Below are 25,081 nucleotides of genomic sequence, written 5' to 3'. Positions count from 1 at the left end.
CGGTCGACGCTGTTGAGCCCAGCGCCGTCGCACTCCTTCGCAGCCCCGCCCACCCAGGAGATGACGGGGCACCCGGTCATCCGTGTGACATGAGCGACCGACGGACCCGCGGCCTGCAGAAGATCGTCACATAGCTCCTCGCACGGCTCGAGCTGGACGACCAATTCCGCCAGGATGGCATCGGCCAGCACCACCTCTTGCCGGGGAGCTGACCTCAGCTACGGTCGGACGCCTGCCGAAGGTAGGTCACCGCGAGGTAGACGGTGATGAGCCCACCAGCCAGCGTGAACCACGTCGGCACACGCGACGGATCTCCGATCAGCAGAACAGCCGCGGGGATGACGACCGCGGCCGACGCGACTAGCAAGACCCAGAGTCCCGGCTTCGAACGGTTGCTGCCACCACGCTCAGACATTGCCCCAGCCTGTCACGATCGTGCGCCGGGTCGTCGAGCCGGTGACCGAGAACGAGAGTCGGCCCGTCCGTGCGGCGGTCACGAGTCGACGGCGGGCGGTGCCGGTCGCGGGTGCCGGATCGTCGCTACCGTCCCGATGACGCAGACCGCTGACGCGACGACGAGAGCGGCCAGGAGCACGAAACCGCCGGCCGATGGGCCCCCGAAGTGCACAACACGGATGAGCGCGGGGACCGCGCAGGACAGCCAGAGAACGGCGGCAATGCCCCAGCCGACGGATGAGCCTCGGAACGTCGGCCGCTGCAGCCGAAGCCGGCCCTGGTCATGCGATGTCTTCTCGTCCGTGGTCACCCCTTCGTGCTCGTTGGCCCTTCCACGGTACGTCGAGGTCGTGCGGGGCTCAAGGGCCCCGGGTCGCCCTCGAAACGTTCTCTCCGCCTCCTGGGCGATGCCGAAGAGATCTTGGAGCGACAGGCTGTGGGCATGGCTCTCGTGTCTCTTCCTCCGCTCGGCTCTCGACATGAGGTGGTGGCATCCCACGTCGTCGCGGCCCTGGTCCTCGTGGGGTCTGTCACGTCTGCCTACTTCGGCGCTGCTGTCGCATCGCCTCTGCGCAACGCGCTCCTAAGTTCAGATGTTGACGGAGTCCGAGACCAGCTCCTGCTCTTCGCCGTGCTCACGTGCTTCGTCGGTGCGCTTGTGGCCGTGCTGGTGAGGGCCAGGTTTCCTGACGATCGGCGCCGTGTCTGTGCCCTCTGGGGTCCGATCGGCGCGCTGGTGGCCGTCGGTCTCTTGACGGCCGTCCTCGGCGGACTTCTCGTCGTGTTGCAGCCCGTCTCGCTGGGTTTTCAGACCCCCCTTCAGGCAGCTGCTGCTGGGGTGTTCCTCTGGGTGCCGCTGGCCTCCTTCGCGACTTTCCTCCTCGGCCTGAGCTGGGCAATCATCGACCGGCGAGCATCAGCGTCCAGCCTGACCAGTCTCGTCGTCCTCGCCGCCGGCACTGCGGCTCCCGGAGCAGCTGCGATCGCCCTTGTGTCTCTGTCGATCTGACCTGTCGCGTGTAAACAGCTACGGGGAGGCGATGTACGCGAGGAGGACTGCCCCAAAGAGGATCGGCACGAGGGACAGCAGGGCGATGACCACGCCGCCGGCCACGCTCGCGGCGCGTTTGTCCCTGGCTAGCCAGATGCCACCGACGACGCCGAGGGCGCCGAGGATGATGCAACTCCACGAGAACACCATGGGGATCCTTTTCAGCCGGCGGCGCCGGTCACGTGATGGAGATGCCCGGCGCCACCGTCACCAGCAGCACGACAGCACCGAGTAGAAGCGGCACCAGCGACCCCGCGACGATGACCGCACCGGCGGTGACGCTGAACTTGGGGCTGACGACCTCGCGGTTCCGGATGAGGAAGATGCCACCGGCGAGGCCGAGGAGCCCGATGGCCAGGCAGACGACGCCGAAGGTCATGCTGCAGATCCTCTCGAGGTGGTGGGGACGAGGCCGTTCGGCTGGGGAGCGGCACAGGTATCGAGCATCAGGCTGTACCGAACCATCGCACGCTGTCGATGAGGCCGACGATGGTGTCGACCGCGGTGAGCGTCGCGTAGGCGGCCGCAGCCACGGGCAGCGCCGGCCAGGCACGCCTCTCGACCGCGAGGACAACACCGCTTCCGAGCACGGCGGCGGCGCCGAGGACACCGACGCCGATGAGACCCGCCACGGTGCCCCACGACTCCTCGCCGTCGTTCGAGTTCGGGTCCCCAATCCACCAGCCGAGCTTGCCTCCGGCTGTGTGCAGGCCAATGCCGAGGATGTCGCGAGGCAATCCGCCCAGGAACCACGCGACGATGAAGACCGCCACGATGACGCTCGCGGCCACGGTGATGCGCAGCCATGGGCGTGCGGGTCCTTCTCGACGTCCGCTGGTCATGGGTCCATCATCTCGGGCGGAAGCTGCGCGGACATCAGCACTGGGTAGGACGCCGAGCGGTGCGGGTGGCGAGCCGGCTACGAGCTCGCCCAGGCGAAGAAGGCTGCGCCGATGAGCAGCATCGCCAAGCACACGACCGCGGAGACGAGCCCCAGCACGATGCTGCCGGCCTTGAGGTCGCGCATGTGCCTGATGCTGACGACGATGCCGACGAACGCCAGGACCATCATGACGACGGAGATGCCCACGAGCTGATCCTGACATGGTTCGCGGCCCCAACGCAGGACTTGCCTACGACGTCCTGAGGCCTTGGACGTAGGTCAAAATTTCCATCCCAGCGTCGAGTCGTGCGGCCAGGAGTCAAAGATCTGCTGAGCCAGGGACGCGAGGCGCTGAGCACGTACCTCACTGTCCGTTGCATCACGGACCAAAGGCAGCGTGCGGCGCGGCGCGTCCAGGCAGGACTCCGGGAAGCGAATAGATGAACGTCGCGAACTCACATTCTTGGGCGTCTGGTCGCACAAGGCTGAGGTGGCAGAGGAGCTCACCCCACCAGGGGAGACTTAACTTCCTGCCGACGAGGCACTATAACCAAGCCTCCCAAGAATCATCTCGGGTCTAGAGCGGCCCAAAACGGACCTTGAACAGGGATTTCCTTGAGTCGTAACCAAAACACCAGAAAACCACTCGGGAGCACATACCTAGGGATGGGGACTTGGGGGAGGGGATGGGAAGCAAGGCCTGAACCCCCTATCTATCTATCTCTAACTAAATCTTGGTTTTTTGGTTATTAGTAAGTAAAGGGGCCTCAGATCCCCTAGAAATCAAGGGTCTTGTCTCCCAGAGGTGTCTGGGAGCGTTGGTTACCCGTGGTTCAGCTGATGCACGTCCCAGCCGTCCTCGTTTAGCCCGCACAGAGGAGGTATGACCACCTCACCCCTCGTCCACTCCTGGGCCGCCGATGCCCACTCCTGGCTCACGGCCTCGACCTCCTCTGTCGCATCCCCCGTAGCGCCCCTCGTCGCTCGTGCTCGCGGCTACCGGGCCGTCACCGAGCGCGAAGCGAAGAGGTTCGCCCGCGAAGAGAGGGTCGGCAACGCGAACTCTCACCGGTACCAGCAGATGAGCGCGCGGCTGCGAACCGACGACCTGCTCGTCGTTCCTGCCTTCTTCGCAGTCGCCGTCGCTGACGCCGCACGGGACGGCCGCCCACCGATGCCGTCGTGTCTGTTCGGACTGACGGATGCTGCGCGCTACGAGATGCCGCCCCTGTTCCTCGCCGGGAATGCCGTCGACCTCGACTGCCACCCTGCGCTCCCGGAGCACGCCTTCATTGGAACGCCCATCCTCGTCGTCTCCGGCATTCTGACCAGCGACGCCGTCCTGACCGCCCAGCTCGTTCACGCCGGTGTCGACCGCCACGAGCTCGAAGTCACGGCCGATGAGACCGTCCACGCTGCTCGAGACCGCCTGCGCGACCTCATCACAAAGCACGTGCCTCGAGAGGACCTCGTTCTCGTGCTGACGGTCCCCGCAGGGACGAACCTGTCGCAGACGTACACCTGGGACCGATTCGCGGAGGCCTCCCGACCCGTCATCATCGGACTGGAGAGCGACCGCGGTGACGACTGGGCGACCTGGCACGCGCGAAACACGCTCCGGGGCACCATCAGCGCGGCCGGCATGAACCCCGAGAACCTGAACGCCGGGCCGGGCGCAGGAGTCACAGACCACACCGTTCTGGACGACCTCATGACGGTGGGATGGACACAGCTTCGCAACGACGCCACGGACGCTTTCCCTCCTCAGCCGATGCGTCCCCGGACCGCGATGACCGTCGGCACCCGCATGGTCGCCGACGACGGCTACAGCGTCGAGGTCCTCGTCGAGGACCCCACCGACGCGTACGGTCGGCCCGGAGCGCGTCGATGGGAGACGGAGACCCGCATCGGCGGCAGGGTGGTCAAAACGGAGACCTACCGCGCCCCGACCTCTCTCGAGCGCGAGACGGGAATCCTGGACCCGGCTAACGAGGTCGGCGACAACAGCCGCGTGACCATCGAAGTCTCTTGGCTCTCTGCCGACGGAAGCCCCCGCGTCGAGTACGTGACTGGGCCGCTGAAGGTGCTGAACTACCCGCCGAACCGATGGCATGCAGACGGTCACGCCTCCTTCTCCCGGGCGCTAGGCCTCTTGCAGCACCCCGAGTGGCCGCCCGTCAAGCATGGACGGGAGTGGCTCTCTGCCGTCAAGGCCAACGATGCCGCGAGCTGCACCCAAGCGACGCGATGGACCGCCATGGGCTGGGTCCCCACGCCCGGCACGGACGTCTGCGCCTACATCTCCGGCCTCACCGTCATCACGCACCGGCCCGCAGACGCCGCCCGAGTCCTCTCAGGCGTCACCGAGGAGCGCCTCCACGGCGCCGGCTCCTTCACCCTGCCCGAGGCCGACAGCGCCCCCTTCAGTGACACCTGGACGGCCCGCGTTCGCGAAGACATGGACTCACTCATCGAGCACTACATCGACCTCGCGCCTTGGAAGGACCGAGGCATCGCCGGCACGGTCCTCGCCGCCGGGCTCCGCTCCTCGAACCCCCTCCCCACCACGGTGGTCCTCTACGCCCAGGGGCCATCCGGCACGGGAAAGAGCTGGACGGCATCTCACATCATGGGCTTCCACCAGGCACGCAAGACGTGGACTGGGAAGCACCTCCCTGGCAACCTCACCGACACGCCGACCGCGACCGAGCTCGCTCTTTCGCACGCGCCCATCTGGGTGCTCGATGACCTCGCCCCCTCTGCCAGTTCGCAGGACAGCACCCGGCAGCAGGCCGCCGTGGGCGACATCATCCGGAACGTCCACAACCAGACCGCCAAGCGCCGTTCGAGCTACGACCTTAAGGCGCAGCAGACCTTTACCCCTCAGGCGCTGCTCATCGTCACGGCGGAGAACGCGGCCACGGTTTCGTCCGTGCGTGACCGGACGCTCGTTCTCAACTTCGACGTCGGCAGCCTCAACTCGCCCGCCGTCGATGCGATGGACGAGTTCCGAGACAAGAGCCTGGCTGCACCCCGCCTCCTCGTGGCAGCTGTGCAGATGATGCAGCAGCGCGCGTCGAAGCTCGGATGGGCCGGACTCGTCGCGGAGCTCGAAGTAGCGCGAACGGAGGCGAAGGCAGTCGTACGGCGTCGAACGGCCACGCTCAAGCTCGGGGACAAGTCACCCGAGCGTCACGTGGAGATGACCGCGGACCTGCTCCTGGGCCTCGTGCCGCTTCGCCAGCTCGCCGAACGAGTCGGACACACCCGCATGCTGGAGCTCCTGGCCCCGGGCGCCCCGGGCAGCTTCGTCGATGGTGTCATCAGCGTCGGCACCCAGTCGCTGGCAGAGATGGCCGAACAGAGCCCCGGAGCCATCGCGCTCGAGAGCATCATCTCCGTCATCCGCCAGGGCAAGGCCCACCTCGAACTCGAAAACACCCCCGGCGACAAGCCTCTGCCGGACGGGTCCGACGCCGCCAACCGGGCCCTCGGATGGAGCGCAGACGCCAACGGCAAGCTCCGCCCCCTCGGCATCCGCATCGGCATCCTCACCTACCGTCGGAAGGGTGGCCCGAACGACCTGGTCTACATCGACCACAACGCCGCATTCGAAGTCCTTAAGTCCACCTTCCGCGACACCTTCCCCCACGGTTCGACCGCGAGGGGAACCCTCGGGCAGCTGGGAAGCGAGGGGTACTGGTACCCGGGCATCAACGTCACCAGCTGGAACATCAAGCTGCGCCCGGGGAAGACTGACCGCGGAATTCCGCTCACCGTCCAGACGGTCCTCGGAGAGGAGATGCAGCAGGTCGAACGTTGACAGACGCGACGGCAAGAAGGCCGCCGCACACGTAGGACGCATGACAACCAACCAGCAGCCACGAAACCGAGGCGGACGCTTCAAGGCCACACCCCGTACCCTGCCTGAGACTCGACTCACCCTCGAGACCGCCCAGTACTACGGCCCGAGCGATGGGCAGGGCTATCGCATCTACGGGGAGGCCGCGAACGCAGACGGAGCGGATGTCTTCGCGGCGTTCGCTGAAGCATCCGTGCACTTCGACTGGACGGCCGCCATGAGTCCCCTCGACCCCTGACGGCCGCCTCCTGGTCAGGAACGCTGATCAGTGCTGGCGAACAGGTCGGCCATGACCAGACCATGGGCGTAGAACACCTCGGCCACGAGGTTCTTCACCTGCTGTCGAGTGTCCTCGGTCGCCTGGTTCCAGGACTCGTGGGTACGCCCGTCCTGAACGCGTTGCTCAGTCCACTTCTCGGCGGTTGGCTCGACCTGTTGCCCCATCATGGGCGGCAGTACGGAGTCCCACCAGTTCGCGTCTTGGTTCATCTCTGTTCCTTTCATGTACCTTCACTTGTCCGTGCCGCGGATGCGGTGGATCTGCTGAACGGGCGTAGTCAGCCAGCGCACGGGTGGAGCAGTCATTCCTCGGTCGACCAGCAGACGCAGAGGTCGCCCGAGCGTGCACTCGTCAAGCTCCAGAATCAGAAGTAGTTCGTCGTCTCCGTCCTGATCGGCCTCATCGAGACGAGCAGTGCGCATCGCAAGACCCGCACCGAGATAGATGGCGAAGAACGCTTCACGAGTCGTGACCATGAAGTCGCCTCGGGCGTCGTCCATCAATGTGAAAGGCCACTCGTCTTCGGCCAGTCCTGACTCGCCCGATCGCACTGAGTGGACCTCCCTAGCTGTCTCTACGCCTTGCGCAGCAACAAGACGGTATTGCGGCTGACCGTCGGAAACCTCCCGTGCTTACAAGCAAGCAAGCGCGCGTTGCACTGATCTGACGTGCCTGCCGCGCATGGACCATCCGGGCCAGGACGCCGTGTCCGCCCGGAGACGGATGCGATGGAAAGCCTCGGAGCGGGGGAGAACCTTCCGCGAGAGCACGAGGAAGTCGCGCGCGCACTCCTAGACCGCGGAGACACTGCTTCCTGGCACTACTTTCTTGCCGACGCGAGCTACGAGGCGACACCGGATGCTGACGCCGACACCCGAGAACGTCGTTGGGCTATGCGCATTCGCGAGCTGGAACGCTTCACGGCTGCCCATGGTCGCTGGCCACGAGACAAGCCGCGCGATCAACCGAGAACAGACGAGACCCGGCTCGCTGACTGGGTCCGTTCTGAGCGAAAGAAGTTCGCACGAGAAGGCGCGGACGATGCTTGGGGCCCCTCCGGCGTCGAGTACGCGCGTTACCGCCTGGCTTCCATCCCCGGCTTCCGCCGCAGTCCCGTCGATGACCAATGGGCCACAACCTGGACGGCCTGGAAAGACTTCGTCGGACAGGACCCGGCGCGTGCCCGGCTACCACGCCGAGATGCGGGAGGCGCTGAGGCGAAACTTGCTTCCTGGGCTGACCACCAGCGACGGCTCTACCGAGCACAAGCGCTCAGACCAGATCGGTTGGTGCAGTTGAGAGATTTCCACATTCGGCTGCTACCACCAGACGCAACCCATGGTCGTGGGTGAATGCAGGCGGCCCGTCTTGTATTGGTATTGAGACTTGTCCAGAGCATCGCGTTCAGATGCCACCGTCAAAGCCTTGCGGAGACCCTTGAAGGGCTGCTCACATTCACGTGTCTGCCTCCCGCACAGGCCGACCCTGCGTTGGCAGTTGATCGCACGTAGGGGCGTCCTTACGCCCGCGATCAGTGCGCCTACGGACAGGGAGTAATTCTCCTGACGCTCAGGCATATTGGACATGAGCTATGCGGCCACACCCAGACAAACTCTTCAGCGCGACGGTCGCTACCTCTAAGCTTTTCTCACATTGCTCTGGTGTTCGTCCCAGCCTGTCAAGCTCGACAGGGCAATAAATTGAGCCAGGAGCTTTGCATGTCCAATGCCCGAACCCCCGCACCCGCTAACTGCAGTCTGGGTTCCCGACCGTGATCGCGTGGTTCCGAGCGTCGGATCCGGGTTTGGTCTTGCCGATGAGCGCAGCGGCCAAGAGCTTGGCGCCGCCGCCCACGATGCTCTCGGTAACCTTCGCGGGCAGTTGCTGGAGCTTCGCCCACTCGGCGTGACGCTCCAGAGGAAGAATCGCAGCCACTGGCAACACGAGATCAAGGCCCACTCGAGTTGACACTTCGATCTTGCCCGGCTCGAACTTCGCGGATGAGAGGACCAATATGTCTTCTGCAACCGACATTGCTTTCGGATCCTGCACGAACCCGGCCAGCACCTTGCGCAGTTCGTTCACGTCGTCCGCAGCTTTGAGGTCGAGAAGGTCGCGGAACTTGAAGGCATCCACGTCGGGGAGCAGGTCGGCCTTGGAAAGGGCCATGATCCACATTCGTGGGAACAGCACGAGCGGCGCGCCGTCTTCAAGGAGGTCGTCCTTGAGGGAGATCAGGCCGTTGGAGAAATTGCTGAACAGCGACTTGAGATACCTCTCTCCTTCGCCCGCGTGATCCAGCAAGCGCTGACCGTCGACGAGCAGCAGTGCCACGTCGGAACCGAGGAGCGAGCGAAACGTGTCGACCCGGCGCTGTGCTTCTTCCTCGCCGCTGACGCCCTGCTCGAACCAATCACCCGGGTAGTCGTGCCAGACGAGCCGCAAGGCGTGGAACGGCTGCGCCTTCGCCGCCTTTGGGTTGGGAGGGTCTTTCAGCTTGATCGAGAAGGCATACGACGTCCCGGCGAAGCGCGTCACATCCGGCGTCATCCCCTCGTCCCGCATGCCGAGGTAGTTGCGGTTCAGGCGCTACCCCTGCCCGATGTCGTCCGCAACGACGCGGTACAGGCTCTGCTTCAGGAACGATGCCTCCTGTGCCGCGCCGTAGAACGAGGACACCAGCACGGTCTTGCCGCTGCCGCTTTCGCCGAACACTGCGATGTGTTGCTCCAGGGCGGACTTCTTCTCTTGCATAGAACCAAAGTAGGCCACGCGGTCGACATCTCGTTTTGAAGTGTGGGCAGCGGACGTCGAGGCTGACTGCCTGGTGGCTCGGGGCGCAAGGGCAATGGATGCGCCGATGAGTCGCTCACCTTAGGCACTCGTCGGTGGATGGAATCGCTGGGCCAGCTCAGGAATTTGGTCCTGTCGCATGTGGACGCTATTGATCAGGGGCGCCTCTTTTGTTCGAGATCCCTCTCGATTCCTTGCTTCGTGATGAGATTAGACGAGCGAAGAGAGGCGCCTTGAGCAGCGGTGGCATCACCGCGCTGCAGCTCGTTCGTGGTGCGCCTACCCCTTTCCCGGTGATGCCCATCGCGGGCTATCCGGCATAGTTGCCAGCGGCGAAGCGCGCTTGCTCGAGAAGGATGTGCTTCGCGATGCCAAGCACCCCGAGCTCTTAGAACGCGACGATGGCATGGCGGTAGTCGTCCTCGCCGACGGTCCGAAGCGACAGCGGGAGCGAACTTCGCGCGTGCAGTAGCGCGTTGGCCAGGACGCGGCCGGTGCGTTTGTTGCCGTCGTTGAACGCTTGCAGGTACGCCATGAAGACGAGCGCCAGAAGCGCCTTTTCGACTAAAAGTACTGACCCACGGATGGATGCTGTGTACGCACTGATCAACGATGTGCACATCCGTGACAGGGTCATCGCCGGTACCGCGGAGCGCTTCGGTTTCACGCCCGAGCAGGTCGAGCTGCGACTGTACGTTGCCCGGCTCGTGGGCGGCGGGAGCGAGACGGCAACTCGTGAGTGGTGGTCACACCAGATTGTCGGAGCGGGTCCCATCGCGGTGATTGGCGCGAACGACGTGGTGACTACGGTGCGCGAGGTCGCACGCTCTAAGCGAGTATCGAGACAACGCGGTCCTCGCCACGCTCAAGTTGTTGGATGCCGCCCGCGCCCTGAGATAACAGCTCGGAGAACGGGGCGCACGAGCCGGATAGTGAGACCTCATGCTCACACTTGACAAGAGTGCTGCAATATTGCAAACATAGCAAACATGACAGTTCAGGACAGCATCCCGCAGACGCTCCGTGCAATCCGTTCGAGCATGGACCTCACGCAGGTTCAGCTGGCGGAGCGGCTCGGCGTGTCCTTCGCCACCGTGAATCGGTGGGAGGGCGGGGCGTCCAAGCCCCAGCGCGCCGCGATGGCTAGCATCACCGCTCTTGCTGCGGAGGCTGGCGTCGAGGTGGACTCCGTCGGCGAGTCCACGAGCGTTCCGGTGACACGGGTTAGAGGACGGCGGAGCTCGGCTACTCCGAGCACCAAGTCCATGGAACAGATGCTGTGGGACGCCGCGTGCTCCATCCGAGGAGAGAAGGACGCGTCGAAGTTCAAGGACTACCTGCTGCCGCTGCTCTTCCTGAAGCGCCTGTCCGATGTTTTCGATGACGAGATCGATCGCCTCGCTGATGAGTATGGTGACCGGGACGTGGCTCTGGAGATCGCGGAGGGCGATCACTCGCTATTGCGCTTTCACCTGCCGCCCGAGGCGCGGTGGAGTGCCATCTCGCAGCGCATCCCGTACGACTGGCCGCTCGATGATCGTGGGCGTCCCACCACCCCGAAGGATGTCGGCGAGCACCTGACCAAAGCCGTTCGGGCGGTAGTCCGTTTCAACCCGTCGCTGTCCGGAGTGATCGACGTCGTCGACTTTGCGGCGGAGCGCAACGGAGAGCGCGACATCAACCCGGCGAAGCTCCGTGGTGTTGTAGAGCAGTTCTCCGATCCCCGCTACCGGCTTGGGCTGGCCGACGTCCAGCCCGACTTCCTCGGTCGTGCCTACGAGTTCCTGCTCCGAAAGTTCGCCGAGGGGTCGGGGCAGTCCGCGGGCGAGTTCTTCACCCCGACTGAAGTGGGGTTCTTGATGGCGCGGATTCTTCGCCCGCGGCCGGGTGAGACGGTTCACGACTACGCGAGCGGCTCGGGCGGTCTGCTGATCAAGCAGCAGCTGGTCGCCCGCGAACTGGACCCGACCGGCAAGGTCCCGCTCAAGATGTTCGGCCAGGAGCTCCAGGCGGAGAGCTACGCCGTTTCCCGCATGAACACGATCATCCACGACATGGATGTGGATCTACGTCGAGGCGACACTATCCTCAACCCAAAGTTTCGTGACAAAGGGGGAGCCCTTCAGCGGTTCGACATCGTCGTCGCAAACCCGATGTGGAACCAGCCGCTCTCGCCTGATGTCTTGACCGATGATCCATTCGAGCGGTTCAGCAAAGCCGGCGGGGTGACATCAGGCAAGGGCGACTGGCCGTGGCTTCAGCACACGCTCGGGGTTATGAACGATGGGGCACGAGCTGCCGTCGTGCTCGACCCCGGCGCCGTATCCCGCGGATCAGGTTCGAAGAACGAAGACAAAGAACGCAACATCCGGAAATGGTTCGTTGACCGCGATTTGATCGAGGGCGTCATTCTGCTTCCCGAGAACCTCTTCTACAACACGACCGCGGCTGGAGTTATCGTTCTGCTTTCACGGCGCAAGCCGGCCGCGCGCAAGGACAAGGTGCTGCTTCTCAACGCGAGTAAGCGATTCGTGAAAGGCAAACCCAAGAATCACATGTCCGATGGCGACATCGCCGGGGCGGTAACGACCTACCTCGGTGGTGAGGACGTCGAAGGCGAGATGACCGTCGTGGACAAGTCAAACATCGTGGCGGCCGACTACAACCTCATGCCGACGCTGTGGGTCAAGCAGGTCGATGACCGCGTCCACCGCGAGATCGGTGACATCCTCGCTGACATTGCGACGCAACGACAGCTCGCTCTTGAGGCCGACCAGGCCCTCGCACAGATGCTGGCCCGATCGTGAGCTACGACGAGTGGGAGTGGCTGCCGCTTGGGTCGCTCTTTACGATTGATGCGGGCAAGACCATGACGGCGGCGGCTCGAGCAGGAGAGGTGAAGACTCGATTCCTGCGCACCTCAAACGTGCTTTGGGACCGCATCGACCTCTCTAAGGTCGACGAGATGACAGTGACTTCCTCGGACCTCGAGGCCAAGTACCTGAAGCCCGGGGACATGCTGGTCTGCGAAGGAGGCGACATCGGACGGGCCGCCGTCTGGGACGGCGGCATGGAGAACGTAACGTTCCAAAATCACCTCCATCGACTTCGGCCGAAACGGGACGATGTGATCCCGCGGTTCTACGTCTACTTCCTGCAGGCTGCCTTTACTCAGCTCGGACTCTTCCAGGGAGCTGGCAATCGCACCACGATTCCGAACCTCTCGTCTAGCCGCTTGGCTGCGCTGAGTGTTCCCCACCCGAGCAAGCCTGAGCAAGAAGCAGTCGTCGATGCTCTGCGTCATGCGCACGACTCAATCGAGCTACATAGACAAATTGCTCGCTCGGTTCGGGAGCTGAAGGGGGCGGTGATGGAGCAGGCGTTCAGGTCGGGTCGTTGTGGGGCCGCCTCTCGTGAGAGCGATATCGGCCCACTGCCGGAGGCCTGGAACGTCGAAGAACTCGGAGCGCATCACTCGGTGAGTACAGGGGCAACTCCGTCTCGAAGCAACGAGACCTACTGGGCCAGCGGCGATGTTCCGTGGGTAAAGACGGCCGAAGTCGACTACTCCACCATCACCTCGACGTCCGAGTGCATCACCGCTAAAGCCCTCGCCGATACCTCGGTTCGCCTGTACCCAGCGGGCACGCTTCTGATGGCGATGTACGGCCAGGGGGTCACGCGTGGCAAGGTCGCGAAACTCGGGATCGAAGCGACTTGTAATCAGGCGTGTGCGGCGATACAGCCGATTGAAGACCGTGTCGATACCGACTATCTGCGCTACTTCCTCGAATGGCGCTACGACGACATTCGCGGAAAAGCGCATGGAGGGCAGCAGCAGAACCTGAATCTCGACATCGTTCGCGCCCTGCTCATCGCCTACCCAGAAGAACTAGCCGAGCAGCGCGAGATCGTTGATCTGCTTTCCGCAATCGACGCCGTGGAGGCCTCACGCCGCGGCCTGGAACTGCTCGCGACGGAACTCTTCCAGTCCTTGCTCTTCAACACCATGACCGGCGCGTTCGAGCCCGTCACCGCACCAAGCGACAATTTCGAGAGACGAGAGGTACCCGCATGAGCACGCTCAAGATCAACGAGGCGTACACCGTCCAGTTTCCGATGGTCGGCCATGCCGGCGAGATCGGCTGGGACATCGTCGATCCCGACGAAGCTGAGGCGCTTCGCCACGGCCGCGCGAACATGCTGTTCGACGATGTTCTGGAACAGAAGCTGCTGGAGTTTAACCCGTGGCTCTCGGAGAGTCAGGCGCGCTCGGTCATCGAGACCATTGAGGCCCTCCCGGCAACTATCGAGGGCAACTGGGAGGTGCTGCGCTGGATCCGCGGTGAGCACATGTGGCACGACGAGAACGAGCGCCGTGACCGCCCCGTTCAGGTCGTCGACTTCGAGAGCCCGGCGAACAATGCCCTACAGGTATCCTGGGAATGGAAGATCGAGCCGGTCGCGCGCAAGGGCAATCGCGCAGACGTCATGTTCCTGGTCAACGGGCTCCCGGTCGCGATTGTTGAGCACAAGAACCCAAAGGACGGCGACGCGCTCGAGCGGGCCATCAAACAGATCCGGCGGTACGAAGTCGAGACGCCGGAACTGTTGGCGCAGACCCAGCTCCACAACACCACGCACCTTCTCGGGTACTGGTACGGCGTGACATGGAATGTCACGCGGCGCTCCATCTTCAAATGGAAGTACACCGAGGACGAGAGCTACCGAGCAGCAGTCCAGGCGTTCTTCGAGCCCAGTGAGTTCCTCCGCACCCTGCGCGACTGGATTCTTTTCTACATCGAGGACGGCGAGACCAGGAAGTCGGTTCTCCGGGAGCACCAGCGCGTCGCGGTCGACAAGATCGTCGAGCGCTGTGCAGACCCTGCAAAGAATCGCGGTCTGATCTGGCACACGCAGGGATCCGGCAAAACGTTCACGCTGCTGACCGCGGCGCGGCAGATTCTCGAAGAGAAGACGCGCTTCGCGAACGCCACCGTAATCGTCGTCGTCGATCGTACGGAACTGGAGGGGCAGCTCAAGGAGTGGGTCGAGCGCCTGCTTGGCGAGATGCAGGCGAACGACATGGCTGTTCGCCGTGCTGACAGCAAGGACGACCTGCAGGACATCTTCGACTCCGACTTCCGCGGCCTCGTCATCTCAATGATCCACAAGTTCGAAGAGATCCGCGCGAATAGCTCCGATCGGGAGAACATCTACGTCTTCATCGACGAGGCGCACCGGTCGGTCGCGGCCGACCTCGGCTCTTACCTGATGGCGGCCGTCCCGAAGGCTACGATTATTGGCTTCACCGGCACGCCTGTCGGCGACACCCGCGATGGCTCAGGGTCGTTCAAGATCTTCGGCGCGCAGGACGACGATGGATACCTGGATAAGTATTCGATCATCGAGTCGATCGACGACGGCACGACGCTACCGATCAAGTACATGATGGCGCCATCGACAATGACGATGCCCACGGAGGATCTGGACGAACAGTTCTTCGCCATCGCTGAGCAGGAGGATGTCACCGACATCGACGAGCTGAACAGCGTACTTGACCGGGCGGTCGGGCTGCGCACGTTCCTCGGTGCGACGGACCGCGTCGAGCAGGTCGCCGAGTTCGTCGCTGCTCATTTCAAGGAAAACGTCGACCCGCTCGGTTACAAGGCGTTTGTCGTAGCGGTCGACCGCGAGACGTGTGCAAAGTACAAGCGCGCACTGGACAAGCACTTGCCAGCTGAATGGTCCGAGGTCGTCTACAGCAAGAACCCCAACGACATCGTCGATCGCCCCGACGTGGCGGAGCTGCAGCTCACGGACGACCGTGAGAAGGACGTTCGCCGCCTCTTCAAGAAGTCAGACCAGCAGCCGAAGATCCTGATCGTCACCGACAAGCTGCTGACGGGGTACGACGCACCGCTGCTCTACGCGATGTACCTCGACAAGCCCATGCGCAACCATGTGCTCCTGCAGTCCCTGGCACGTGTAAACCGTCCCTACATCGACACTGAGAACGTCAGCAAGCGTGTCGGCCTTGTGGTCGATTTTGTAGGCATCTTGCGCGAGCTGACCAAGGCGCTGAGCTTCGACTCCGCAACCGTCGGCGATGCGCTTCAGGATCTGGACGTGCTGATGGACGATCTGCAGAGCAAGATCGCGAGCGCGGCCGGCGACTATCTCGAGGTGGATGGCAACCTGACGCCGGACGCACAGCTGGAGAGCGTCGTCTACGGCCGATTCCTGGCGCCCGACGACCGCAAGAAATTCTTCGAGGACTACAAGAACGTCGAGGCCTTGTGGGAGATCCTGTCCCCGTCCGCCGAGCTCAGCGATCACATCGTGACATACAAGCGGTTGAGCCAGCTCTATGCGGCCGTGCGGGCGGCATACTCGCAGACGTCTGGCTTCTTGGCGGATCTCGAGCACAAGACCAAGCGCCTTGTCGCCGACTCGGCGACCCAGGAGGAGCTGGGTCGCTTCTCGCGCGTCATCAACTTCGATGTCGAGACGCTGGAAGCTCTGCGCGATGAGTCCGGACCGGACGAAGGGAAGGTCTATAACCTCCTTCGCGGCCTTCGCAACGAGATGAACGACAACCCCGCGACGGCGCCGGTGCTTCAGAAGCTAAGGGATCGGGCGGACCGCGTCCTGCAGGATCTCGAGGATCGCAAGATCACCGGGATGGCGGCCATGGACGAGCTCGATGCGCTCGCGCATGAGAAGGCCGCGATCAAGAAGCAGGCCGAAGACAGCGGGCTGAGCGATACAGGCTTTGCCGTGTTCTGGGTGCTCAGTCGTCAGACCGCTGCGAAGCCCGAACTACTGGACGCGATCGTCGCCGCCCGCGAGATCGAATCGGTGGTCGAAAAGTACGATTCGTGGCGCGACAACCCGGACGAGCGTCGTCGGCTTCGCGCCAGCCTCTACAAGCCGCTGCTCGCCCTTGGCGCGGCTGAGCGCGCCGCGGCCATCGAGCAGGTCATGCAGGTCCTCGAGCAGGGTGACCAGTCGTGAGCCGGTCGTCGCTCTATCCAGAGCAGCAGCTGCAACGTCGAGCGCTGGCATGGGCGCTGCGACTTAAGGTGAACCCGGAGAAGGTTGTCATCGAGCGACTACCGGGTAAGTGGGGCTCGTGCGCCCCGAATGGCGTCGTCAAGTTCGCCACGGACCTTGCTGCGATGAACGACGGGTTCCAGGACTACGTGATCGTGCACGAGCTGCTGCATCTTCGGTACCGCGATCACGGCAAGTTCTTCAAGGCGATGATGACTGCGCACGTGCCCGACTGGCGTGAGGTTGAGCAGGAGCTATCTAACGCGACAACGACCCGAACCCTGGAGAATCGCGCAGTTCGGAGAGAAGGCTCTGGGCCCAGCAAGGACGAATCGTGACCACCATTGACGAACAGATCCGAAGCGCGGATGGGGCGATCGTTCGCAACATCGAGACGTTGAGGGCGCAGCGCGACCTCCTCTCTCAGAACGTGCTGGCACAGCTGCGCAATCTGATCGAAGGGCTCATCGTGCGGGCGCATCTCAACGATGGCTCGCTCCAATTCGACTACAACCAGGTAGGTCCGGCGCTCGCCGTCGTCCGGGCCGACGCGAACCTGAATCTCCTGAGCCGATTTCACAATTTGCTCCAGGCGAGCGCGTCCCACTACACGCTCGATGGTGATCCCTCCGAGCGGCTGATGCTCAAGTATTACGAGTACCTGATGCGCACGAGGGACTTGACTCAGTCGCGGTTCGGGCTCGCGATCCTCGGGAACCTTGCCAAGTTTCCGATCGATCTCGATCCTTCTCTTCGCGACTACTACGGGAAGATCGCGGCGCGCATGGTCGCGCTGCGTGCGACCCCTACCGGCCAGACGAGCGAGGGCGTCTACTACATCCACAGCTCGCGGCCGTTCTTCGTGGCGGGCCGCATCTACTACGAGGTCACGTTCTCACTTGCTCACAACAAGACCAGCAAGTTCGATCGGGTCATCGGTTTCACAGACATCGACGTGACTGACAAGTACGCCGCCAGCGTCGAGCTGGTAGAGAGCTCGATCGACGTGCTCGGGCAGACGATGCCGGTCACTCTTGTTCGCTCCTGGGAGGTGGCGATCCGCGGTTGTGAGTTCAACAACTTCGCGGATCTCCTCGGCCAGGCCAATGGCAAGGTGAGCCGAGGCCTGGTCGAGTACAGGAACCTGATGCAGTACCTAACCACCACGCGGTCGAACCTCCTTGACCTCGTGGATATGGAGGATGCGAGTTACGCGCGCGTCCGGACCTGGGTGCTTTCGAACACCCAGCGCGCGCCACTGATCTTCGCCATGTTGGATGAGGTCCGCGACCTGATCCGTGCGAAGCGGCCGGGCAGTAATCTGCTGCGCTACCTCCTGCTCCGCATGAACAACCAGGTCATCAAGGCGCAGTACGACTCGGCGAGCTGCGGCCCGCTGTCGAACCTCCACGTTTCACATTCGTGTCGGCCGTTCGACACGATGCCGTTCTGCTCATCCCCGAGGCGGCACAATCCCCACTTCTCCGACCTCGCCGAGAGCCTCGATGCGTCGACCCGCCGACATGAGCTCCTCGCGAGGCGCGTGCGCAGCAACGTCGAGCAGAACGGGATCATCTACACGCCGGACGCGGAACTCGACGGGTTCGGTGATGTCGACAAGCTCATCGCGAATCACAACGCCCTGCTGCCGCCGACAGCGGCGCACGCCCCACGCAAGATCATTCATGCCAACGGGCACGTCTTTATCCGCGGGTACGAGGATGACACCGTCACGATCATCAACAAGCTCCAAGCGGTCGCTGCGTCGGGAGTCGCCACGCATTCCGGAGATGTCCAGACGTGGATCGATGCGAACCCCAAGGCCATCGACGATGACCTCAAAGCCGACGCGCTCAGGGGTCTGTTCGTTCACTCGAAGGTCGCACTCGTCTACGGCGCCGCCGGCACAGGTAAGTCCACGATGGTTGATCACATCGCCAATTACTTCGGCGCCGAGCGCAAGCTCTTCCTCGCGCACACCAACCCCGCCGTCGATAACCTCCGCCGCCGGGTCAACGCTCCCAACGCTGAGTTCAGCACGATCACCAGTCACCTGAGCGGCTGGGCGACCTCCGGCAAGTACGACGTGCTCGTCATCGATGAGTGCAGCACGGTGAGCAACGCCAGCCTGCTGAAGGTGCTCGAGAACTCCTCGTTCGATCTGCTCGTCCTGGTGGGTGATGTCTACCAGATCGAGTCAATCGAGTTTGGGAACTGGTTCAACACGATTCGCTCGTATCTTCCCGCCACGTCGGTCTTCGAGCTCACGAAGCCATACCGCACGAACGATCCGGCGCTGCTCACCCTGTGGGACCGTGTGCGGAACCTCGACGACCGCATCGAGGAGTCGCTCTCGAAGAACGGTTACTCGACGGTGCTCGGGGACTCGCTGTTCAGGCCGCAACGCGACGATGAGATCGTCCTCTGTCTGAACTACGACGGCCTCTACGGCATCAACAACGTCAATCGGTTCCTGCAGGCGAGCAATCCGAATCCTGTATTCACCCGGCGAGGTACCACGTACAAGGTGGGGGACCCGGTCCTGTTCAATGACACCAACCGGTTCCGGGGCGTGATCTTCAACAACCTGAAGGGCAAGATCATGGCGATCGAGCAGGTGCTGGGGCGCATCACGTTCGACATCGAGCTCGCTCGTGACGTCACCGCTGCCGACGTCTTGGGGACTGATCTGCTCTGGGTGGAGGGCTCGACCGTTCGGTTCGACGTCTTTGATATGGCCGATCCGGACGACGACGACGACACCGTCACTACGATCGTCCCGTTCCAGATCGCCTACGCCGTCTCGTTCCACAAGGCGCAGGGCCTTGAGTTCGATTCGGTGAAGGTCGTGATTACCGATGTCAACGAAGTGAATGTCTCGCACAGCATCTTCTACACCGCCATCACTCGGGCCCGAGAACGGCTTGAGGTGTTCTGGACGCCGGAGGCGCAGCAGCGCATCCTGAGCAGGCTCGCTGTGAAGGACAACACGAAGGACGAGAACCTCCTCAAGGCGCGTCGCGGCATAACTCCGGTTGCGAAGCGGCCCAGTCGCCAAAAAGCACGAGCAATGCCGTGAATCTCAACGACCGAACCGTCTCCCGAAAGAACCCGCAGTCGGGAGTTCTGCGCATGCTTGACGTTTTCGCTACCGCTGTCATACTCAGGGGCACATGGGGACCATGAACACATCACAAAACCCGAACGCATTCCCGCTCTGGTCGGATGAACCGGCCGAGAAGGACCTGCTCGCCTTTCGCGCCGTCGCGGAGACAGTCGCCGACGCGATCTTCGACGACGATCTCGATCCGATCGCGATCGGGTTGTCCGGAGCTTGGGGGAGCGGCAAGACGAGCGTGTTGGAGCTCGTCGTGGCGGAGATCGACGCGCGCTCACAAGGGTTTGACGGCAAGGTGTTGGTCGTGCCAACCCAGCCCTGGCGTTACGACCCCGCCGTCGGTCCGAAGGAGAGCCTCATTGCTGAGGTGCTTGGCGCGCTGAACGGCGAGTTCAATGAAAGCGACCCAGTTGGCAAGGCCGGGCTCGAGACGTTCAAGAAGCTCGTGCGCAAGGTCAACTGGACCAAGGCCGTAAAGATGGCTGCACGCACAGCCGTCACCCTGCAGCTGCCTCAACTCGATGATGTCTTCGGCTTGGTCAACGACGACCCCGAGAGTCTCGAGGGCGAGAAGGGCATGACTGAGTTTCGCGAGCAGTTCCAGGAACTTCTCGCTGATCCTGCGCTTCAGCACGTCTCTCGCGTGGTGGTTCTGGTCGACGACCTGGACCGTTGTCTCCCTGACACTGTTGTCGAGACTCTCGAGGCGATTCGTCTCTTCCTCTCTGCCAAGGGCATGTCGTTTGTCATCGCCGCGGACGAGGATCGTGTGGCTGAGGCAATTCAGCAGAAGTTCCACACATCCGATGGCGACAAAGACGATGAGTCGCCGGCCAAGCTCTACCTCCACAAGATCGTTCAAACCACGATCCCCGTTCCCGCTCTCAGCCGCTTCGACACCGAGGCGTACCTCTTCCTCCTGTTGGGGAAGGCCGGTCTCGAAGATGACGACTACGAGAAGTTGGTGGCGCAATGCAATGAGCTGCGAATCTCGGGCGGTGGACTCGACGCGGTCGAGGTCGCGGAGGGGAGTGCGCTGGCTGATCATCTCGTGACCGCGGCACGCCTCACTCCAATTCTGTATGAAAAGTTCCACGGCAATCCTCGCCGCATCAAGCGGTTCCTGAACGACCTCAATGTGCGTCAAAGCATTGCGCGGCGTCGGGGCTTCGATCTCAAACCTGACGCGGTCGCCAAGCTGATGGTGCTTGAACGCATTCTGACCGATGACTTCGAGCAAGTACTCGACTGGTTGGCCACAAATCAGCTTCGCGACAAGCTCGAGGCCCTAGACCTGGTGGCCAACGGTCCTGGCACGAAGGCCGAGCCGGAGGCCGCACCCGCCACCGCCACGCAGGATAAGCCCGCATCGAAGGCGAAGCGCACCGTCGCCGCTGCGGAAGACGTAGCGCCACCGAGCTCTGACGAGGGCTTCACCGACACGTTGCGGCGCTGGGCGAGGCTCCCGCCAGCCCTCGATGCGGCGGCCATTTCCGGATATCTGTATCTCGCCGCCTCGTTTGCGAAGATTGAGGTCATTGACTCAGGACTTCCGGAACGCCTCCGTGATCTCGCGTCTTCACTCACCTCCTCGCTTAAAGTTGACCGTTCCGGCATTACGGACGCGTCCCTTCAGGCGCTGCCTGAGACCGATGCGCGCACGCTTGTCAGCTTCCTCGGACGGCGCACGCGAGACCAACCCACCATTCAGAAGTTCTCGGTAGAGAGCCTCCTCCGCATCGCTGTCGCCCAGCCAGCGGTAGCCGCAGATGTTATTGCGGCGCTGAAATCAGTGCGCGGTGTCGACGTTGAGGCGGCAACGGTCCTCAAGTTGCGCCCGCTCGACGCAGACATGTACGGACCGGTCCTCGAAGCGTGGAAGTCCGGAGCAAAGCTTGAGCCCGTGGTCAACTCCATCACGGTCGTCGAGAAGGCATGGGACACCCGTGGGAACTAGCGGATCGTTCGGCGGGAGTGGCGGCAAGGATGCCAAGGACCTTCGGGACAACATTGCGGCCTGGCTCGATGGCGGCAGCTTCGGCGGCGACGACGGCGAACAAACCGCCGACAATCCTGATGGCGCCCCGGCAAATCCCCAGGGTGCTCCGGGTAGTGCCGCGCCAACTATCGACCTCGGACCCGCGGTCCGTCTCCTCTTCCGCTCTCGTGGCGGAAGCGGAGACGGCCCAGGCGGCGGGGGTGGTGGAGCTGGGGGCGCCGCTGGTGGCGGGGGTCGCTCATCTGGCGGGGTAACCCGATCTGTTGGCCGTATCTCTCGTGCCGCCGGTCGGGCGGGACGGCTCGCCCTCGCCTACTCTGCGGGTGATCGTGCCATCCTGCGGAGCGCCGGACTCAACTACGACGAGCTCCGTGCTCTCGGCGACCCGGTTGCCATTGGCATCAAAATTGTCGAGGCCGCGTTTGAGGCCCAGGCTGACAGCACGCTTGCTGATGCCGAGGAGCGCGACATCGTGGCCGATGTTGTCGCCTGGATCCTTGAGCAGCCCGCGGATCGCGCACCGTCTCCCGAGGAGGTGGTGCGAAAGACCATCGAAACCACCATTGCAGAGACGGCCCTCACTGAGATCTCCTCGACGCTTTTTGAGAAGGGTGCCTCCCGTGCGGAGCGCCAGAGTACGGAACAGCAGATTCGTGACGTCGCGGCGGTGTATGCGGCCCAGGCCGATCTGAGTTCCACCGGCGCCACAGAGCAAGAGATGGCGACTGCGATTGAGACCGGCATTCGCGACATCGGCATGATCTTTGGAGTCCACGCATGAGCCGGCTACTCCTGACTCTCTCCGAGAGCTCCGCGGATGCCGCGCTCTCGGACGGGGCGTTCGACGAGGTGTTCCTTTGGACGAAGGGCGGCCGCACGACCTTCACTGGGTCGACCGGACCCTTCCTTTCTGAGCTCGGCGCAGTCAACCCGATCAATGTTGACCTGGTTCGAATCGCCCTCGCCGTGCTTGCGTCCGATCGGTCGATCCTCCGTGAGCGGGGCGGATCAACCTGGAACGCACGTGATTTTGATATCACCGTCGAGGTTGCCAGCCCGGAGGTCTGGGCCGCACGTACCGATGAGCTCTCTGCCCTGGTGGGCTTCCTCACAGGTGACCGATGGGCATTCAGCTTTGCCCAGGCCCCGGGAATGGCGTTCCCGCCCCTACCCATCGCGGGACAGCGCCACGGGCGCACGGTGCTTTTGAGTGGCGGCGCAGATTCTGCAGTTGGCGCCCTCATGTCGGCACTCGATCTAGGCGCAGGCAGTTCGCAGGCGCTTGTCTCACACTTCAGCTTCACGGCGATCTCGCCGGTTCAGCGCGACCTGGTGTCAGCTATCGAGGGTTTTGTTCCGGATCAGCCGCAGATCCACCACCAGTTCCACTTGAGCCGCGGCGCCACGCGGCTGGACGGCACCACTTTCAGAAATGAATCGTCGACCCGGTCGCGATCGTTCCTTTTCCTTGCGCTCGGACTTGCCGTTGCGGAGCGTGCCCAATCCACGCTTTGGATCCCCGAGAACGGCTTCGCCTCACTGAACCCTCCTCTCGGCCCCGACCGTCGAGGGAGCCTCTCGACCCACACCACTCATCCACGGTTCCTCCGCAACCTCAGCGCAATTGTCACGAGCGCTGGCGGCCACGGCTCGCTCGAGAATCCATTCGAGGCCATCACGAAGGGCGAGATGTTCCGGCGGCTCGCGGCGGCGATTGGCGTCGATAATGCCTCCGCGTATCTGAGCGCCACGAACTCCTGCTCCCACACCGATGGTCGATACAGCGGCGCGCCGGCTGGTTCCTCTTGTGGGGTGTGCTTTGGCTGCCTTGTCCGACGTGCGGCTTTTGGTGCGTCAGGCGTCCCCGACACGACCACTTATCTTGTGGATGACACCACGGGCCGTTTCGATGAGTTCGTGCGCGGAAAGACCATCGTTGAGCCGATGCGTGACTTCGTGTACCGAGGTGTGAGGCCGCGCGACATAATGGTGATGTCACTTCCGGAGGACTATGCGGCGCAGGGCGCCCTTGCGCTCTGCACGCTCGGCGTCGACGAGCTTCGGGGCTTGGTCGGATGACGCCATCGCTTCCACCGCTCGATCTTCATGCGCACGTCAGGACAACAATTCCAGCTCGCGATCTCGAGCGGCTTGGTGCGGTGGTCTTCGTGGCGACTCGATCACTCGACGAGTTCGCCGCGACGCGAAAAAGGCATGACGCGGTGACGATTTGGGGCGTGGGCTGTCATCCGGGGGTTGTCTCAGCCCAAGACACCTTCGACCCGGAGCGATTCACCTCACTCGTCCTTGCGACGTCATTCGCGAGTGAGGTTGGGCTGGACGGGCGGTCGAAAGTTCCGATGGCGCAGCAAGAGCAGACCTTTGGTGCCATTTTGCAAGTGCTCTCAGAGCATCCTCGAATTACCTCAATCCATAGCAGCGGCGCTCCCGGACGCGTGCTCGATGCCCTGGCGGAGATGCCTGTGCGAGGCGCCGTCCTGCATTGGTGGCGCGGAACACCCGCGCAGACCGCGTGCGCAGTAGAGCTCGGGTGCTGGTTCTCGGTCAACGCCGCTGGCGTCAAGTATGCCGATGATGTTGCGAAAATCCCACTCGATCGGATTCTAACTGAAACTGATCATCCATCGGGTGACCGAGGAGCACTGGAGCCTCGTCAGCCCGGATCGGTGGCCGGCGTCGAGGCGACCCTCGCTGCGATTTACGGTGTGACGGATTCCGACATCCGTCATCAAGTATGGGCGAACTTTTCACGGCTCGTTTCCGAGACCGATTGCGAGGCACTTCTCCCGGCTCCCATTCGCCGCATGCTCAGCGCCGCACGAATTTAGGCCCCAGACGAATTATGGGTGTCGAGTAGCCCGCAAGGCCCGCCGAAAGCGACTTTTTACGCGCTGCCGCCGCGTCTTACGCCAACTCGAGAACCCGGGCTCGGGAGATCCAGACTGTTCGCAGCTGTGGTTCATCTCACGTCACGCGCTCTCGATGCCCCTCGACTCAAGCTGCCGGAGAGAGCCGCTCAAGTTCCTCGAGCACGCCAGCGAGGTCCTCGCCATCATCGACCAGTGACACGGTTCCAAACGACCTCCCGATGCGGTTGAACGAGAACTCCATCCGCAGCGCTCGCGAACGATCGGCGACTACGTATCGAGCGTGCATGACAGTTCCTCGGTGGAAGTGCACCTCTGTGGTCGCGTCGACGAGGGCGATGTCGCTCTCGAGCAGTTCACGGATACCTACTCGAGGCTTGTCGTGGACAAACACCACTCGATTGACTCGCCGCAGCGCTGGACCCAGAAGCGACGTCACATCACCGGCATATGTCGCGGCGTCTGCACCTCCCGAGTCAAGAATGTAGGGGTCTACAACGTGCAGTTCGTTCGCGGGAAGGATTTTCCTGAGCTCTGACCAATACTTAGCGAGCACGTCGGGTAGCGACATGCTCGTCGGGAACGCACTGTGTTCAAGATGGGTCGTTCGACAGTCGGCGTCCCCAATGCCGTTAGGCTTCATTTCCACGTAGCGAACCTACTCAATCCTGCGGACAGGCGCTCGACGGCGCGTT

At 63.1% G+C, this 25,081-nt stretch carries 21 protein-coding genes; 11 read left to right on the top strand and 10 right to left on the bottom strand.

The features are described from left to right. The first annotated feature begins 898 nt into the window (after positions 1-898). Entirely contained in the window at positions 899-1,465 is a 567-nt protein-coding gene (locus ASG05_RS01900; protein ID WP_157490013.1) for a hypothetical protein, read from the top strand. Between the two features lie 18 nt (positions 1,466-1,483). Here ASG05_RS01900 and ASG05_RS16145 read toward each other — a convergent pair whose 3' ends face one another. The 4 genes from ASG05_RS16145 to ASG05_RS16140 all read right to left on the bottom strand — a co-directional run bounded on the left by ASG05_RS16145 (position 1,484) and on the right by ASG05_RS16140 (position 2,597). Then, positions 1,484-1,657 (bottom strand): hypothetical protein, encoded by a 174-nt coding sequence (locus ASG05_RS16145; RefSeq protein ID WP_157490012.1) that lies wholly within the window; start codon positions 1,655-1,657, stop codon positions 1,484-1,486. 28 nt (positions 1,658-1,685) lie between these two features. Next, positions 1,686-1,886 carry a hypothetical protein gene (locus ASG05_RS01895; protein WP_056256681.1) on the bottom strand — a complete coding sequence of 67 codons (201 nt, stop codon included), beginning with the start codon at positions 1,884-1,886 and terminating at the stop codon, positions 1,686-1,688. Between the two features lie 67 nt (positions 1,887-1,953). After that, positions 1,954-2,280: a hypothetical protein gene (locus ASG05_RS01890; protein WP_157490011.1), complete on the bottom strand. Its 327-nt coding sequence runs from the start codon at positions 2,278-2,280 to the stop codon at positions 1,954-1,956. Between the two features lie 146 nt (positions 2,281-2,426). Beyond that, a complete protein-coding gene (locus ASG05_RS16140) occupies positions 2,427-2,597 on the bottom strand; it encodes a hypothetical protein (RefSeq protein WP_157490010.1) in 171 nt (56 codons plus the stop codon). Between the two features lie 676 nt (positions 2,598-3,273). On the opposite strand from ASG05_RS16140, the gene ASG05_RS01885 reads away from it, so the two are divergent. Continuing rightward, positions 3,274-6,213, top strand: coding sequence for a hypothetical protein (locus ASG05_RS01885; protein WP_056256676.1), 2,940 nt, complete (start codon positions 3,274-3,276; stop codon positions 6,211-6,213). A 291-nt stretch (positions 6,214-6,504) separates the two neighbouring features. Here the strand turns inward: ASG05_RS01885 and ASG05_RS01880 are convergent, their stop codons facing one another. The 5 genes from ASG05_RS01880 to ASG05_RS15665 form a co-directional block, all read right to left on the bottom strand. Beyond that, the gene (locus tag ASG05_RS01880; protein ID WP_056256673.1) at positions 6,505-6,741 is read right to left on the bottom strand and encodes a hypothetical protein; all 237 of its coding nucleotides are present in this window, start codon (positions 6,739-6,741) and stop codon (positions 6,505-6,507) included. 21 nt (positions 6,742-6,762) lie between these two features. Continuing rightward, a complete protein-coding gene (locus tag ASG05_RS01875) occupies positions 6,763-7,083 on the bottom strand; it encodes a hypothetical protein (protein ID WP_157490009.1) in 321 nt (106 codons plus the stop codon). A gap of 1,195 nt (positions 7,084-8,278) precedes the next feature. Further along, positions 8,279-9,097 carry a hypothetical protein gene (locus ASG05_RS16670; RefSeq protein WP_157490008.1) on the bottom strand — a complete coding sequence of 273 codons (819 nt, stop codon included), beginning with the start codon at positions 9,095-9,097 and terminating at the stop codon, positions 8,279-8,281. Positions 9,098-9,121: 24 nt separating this feature from the next. After that, positions 9,122-9,286 carry a DUF87 domain-containing protein gene (locus tag ASG05_RS16665; protein ID WP_157490007.1) on the bottom strand — a complete coding sequence of 55 codons (165 nt, stop codon included), beginning with the start codon at positions 9,284-9,286 and terminating at the stop codon, positions 9,122-9,124. A gap of 427 nt (positions 9,287-9,713) precedes the next feature. Beyond that, positions 9,714-9,992, bottom strand: a complete 279-nt coding sequence (locus ASG05_RS15665; protein WP_162240618.1) for a Fic family protein — start codon at positions 9,990-9,992, stop codon at positions 9,714-9,716. 322 nt (positions 9,993-10,314) lie between these two features. On the opposite strand from ASG05_RS15665, the gene ASG05_RS01860 reads away from it, so the two are divergent. The 9 genes from ASG05_RS01860 to ASG05_RS15650 all read left to right on the top strand — a co-directional run bounded on the left by ASG05_RS01860 (position 10,315) and on the right by ASG05_RS15650 (position 24,347). Next, positions 10,315-12,132: an N-6 DNA methylase gene (locus ASG05_RS01860; RefSeq protein WP_056256659.1), complete on the top strand. Its 1,818-nt coding sequence runs from the start codon at positions 10,315-10,317 to the stop codon at positions 12,130-12,132. Next, positions 12,129-13,403: a restriction endonuclease subunit S gene (locus tag ASG05_RS01855; protein WP_056256657.1), complete on the top strand. Its 1,275-nt coding sequence runs from the start codon at positions 12,129-12,131 to the stop codon at positions 13,401-13,403. Before ASG05_RS01860 ends, ASG05_RS01855 begins: the two co-directional genes overlap by 4 nt. Continuing rightward, the gene (locus tag ASG05_RS01850) at positions 13,400-16,342 is read left to right on the top strand and encodes a type I restriction endonuclease subunit R (protein WP_056256653.1); all 2,943 of its coding nucleotides are present in this window, start codon (positions 13,400-13,402) and stop codon (positions 16,340-16,342) included. The genes ASG05_RS01855 and ASG05_RS01850 overlap by 4 nt, the downstream gene beginning before the upstream one ends. Beyond that, on the top strand, positions 16,339-16,719 hold the full coding sequence (locus ASG05_RS01845; RefSeq protein WP_056256651.1) for a M48 family metallopeptidase: 381 nt from the start codon (positions 16,339-16,341) through the stop codon (positions 16,717-16,719). Before ASG05_RS01850 ends, ASG05_RS01845 begins: the two co-directional genes overlap by 4 nt. Further along, positions 16,716-19,460 (top strand): ATP-dependent RecD-like DNA helicase, encoded by a 2,745-nt coding sequence (locus tag ASG05_RS01840; RefSeq protein WP_056256649.1) that lies wholly within the window; start codon positions 16,716-16,718, stop codon positions 19,458-19,460. The genes ASG05_RS01845 and ASG05_RS01840 overlap by 4 nt, the downstream gene beginning before the upstream one ends. A 103-nt stretch (positions 19,461-19,563) precedes the next feature. Continuing rightward, the gene (locus ASG05_RS01835; protein WP_056258251.1) at positions 19,564-21,456 is read left to right on the top strand and encodes a P-loop NTPase fold protein; all 1,893 of its coding nucleotides are present in this window, start codon (positions 19,564-19,566) and stop codon (positions 21,454-21,456) included. Beyond that, the gene (locus ASG05_RS16125) at positions 21,446-22,279 is read left to right on the top strand and encodes a hypothetical protein (protein ID WP_056256647.1); all 834 of its coding nucleotides are present in this window, start codon (positions 21,446-21,448) and stop codon (positions 22,277-22,279) included. Before ASG05_RS01835 ends, ASG05_RS16125 begins: the two co-directional genes overlap by 11 nt. After that, positions 22,276-23,577: a hypothetical protein gene (locus tag ASG05_RS01825; RefSeq protein WP_056256645.1), complete on the top strand. Its 1,302-nt coding sequence runs from the start codon at positions 22,276-22,278 to the stop codon at positions 23,575-23,577. Before ASG05_RS16125 ends, ASG05_RS01825 begins: the two co-directional genes overlap by 4 nt. Beyond that, positions 23,574-24,347 (top strand): TatD family hydrolase, encoded by a 774-nt coding sequence (locus ASG05_RS15650; protein ID WP_082486211.1) that lies wholly within the window; start codon positions 23,574-23,576, stop codon positions 24,345-24,347. The genes ASG05_RS01825 and ASG05_RS15650 overlap by 4 nt, the downstream gene beginning before the upstream one ends. Before the next feature lie 166 nt (positions 24,348-24,513). Here ASG05_RS15650 and ASG05_RS16120 read toward each other — a convergent pair whose 3' ends face one another. Beyond that, the gene (locus tag ASG05_RS16120; RefSeq protein WP_157490006.1) at positions 24,514-25,035 is read right to left on the bottom strand and encodes a hypothetical protein; all 522 of its coding nucleotides are present in this window, start codon (positions 25,033-25,035) and stop codon (positions 24,514-24,516) included. Positions 25,036-25,081: the final 46 nt, after the last annotated feature.

It is taken from the genome of Frigoribacterium sp. Leaf186 (genome assembly GCF_001423905.1).
Taxonomy (GTDB): domain Bacteria; phylum Actinomycetota; class Actinomycetes; order Actinomycetales; family Microbacteriaceae; genus Frigoribacterium.
This window is presented reverse-complemented; position numbering and strand designations above follow the sequence as displayed.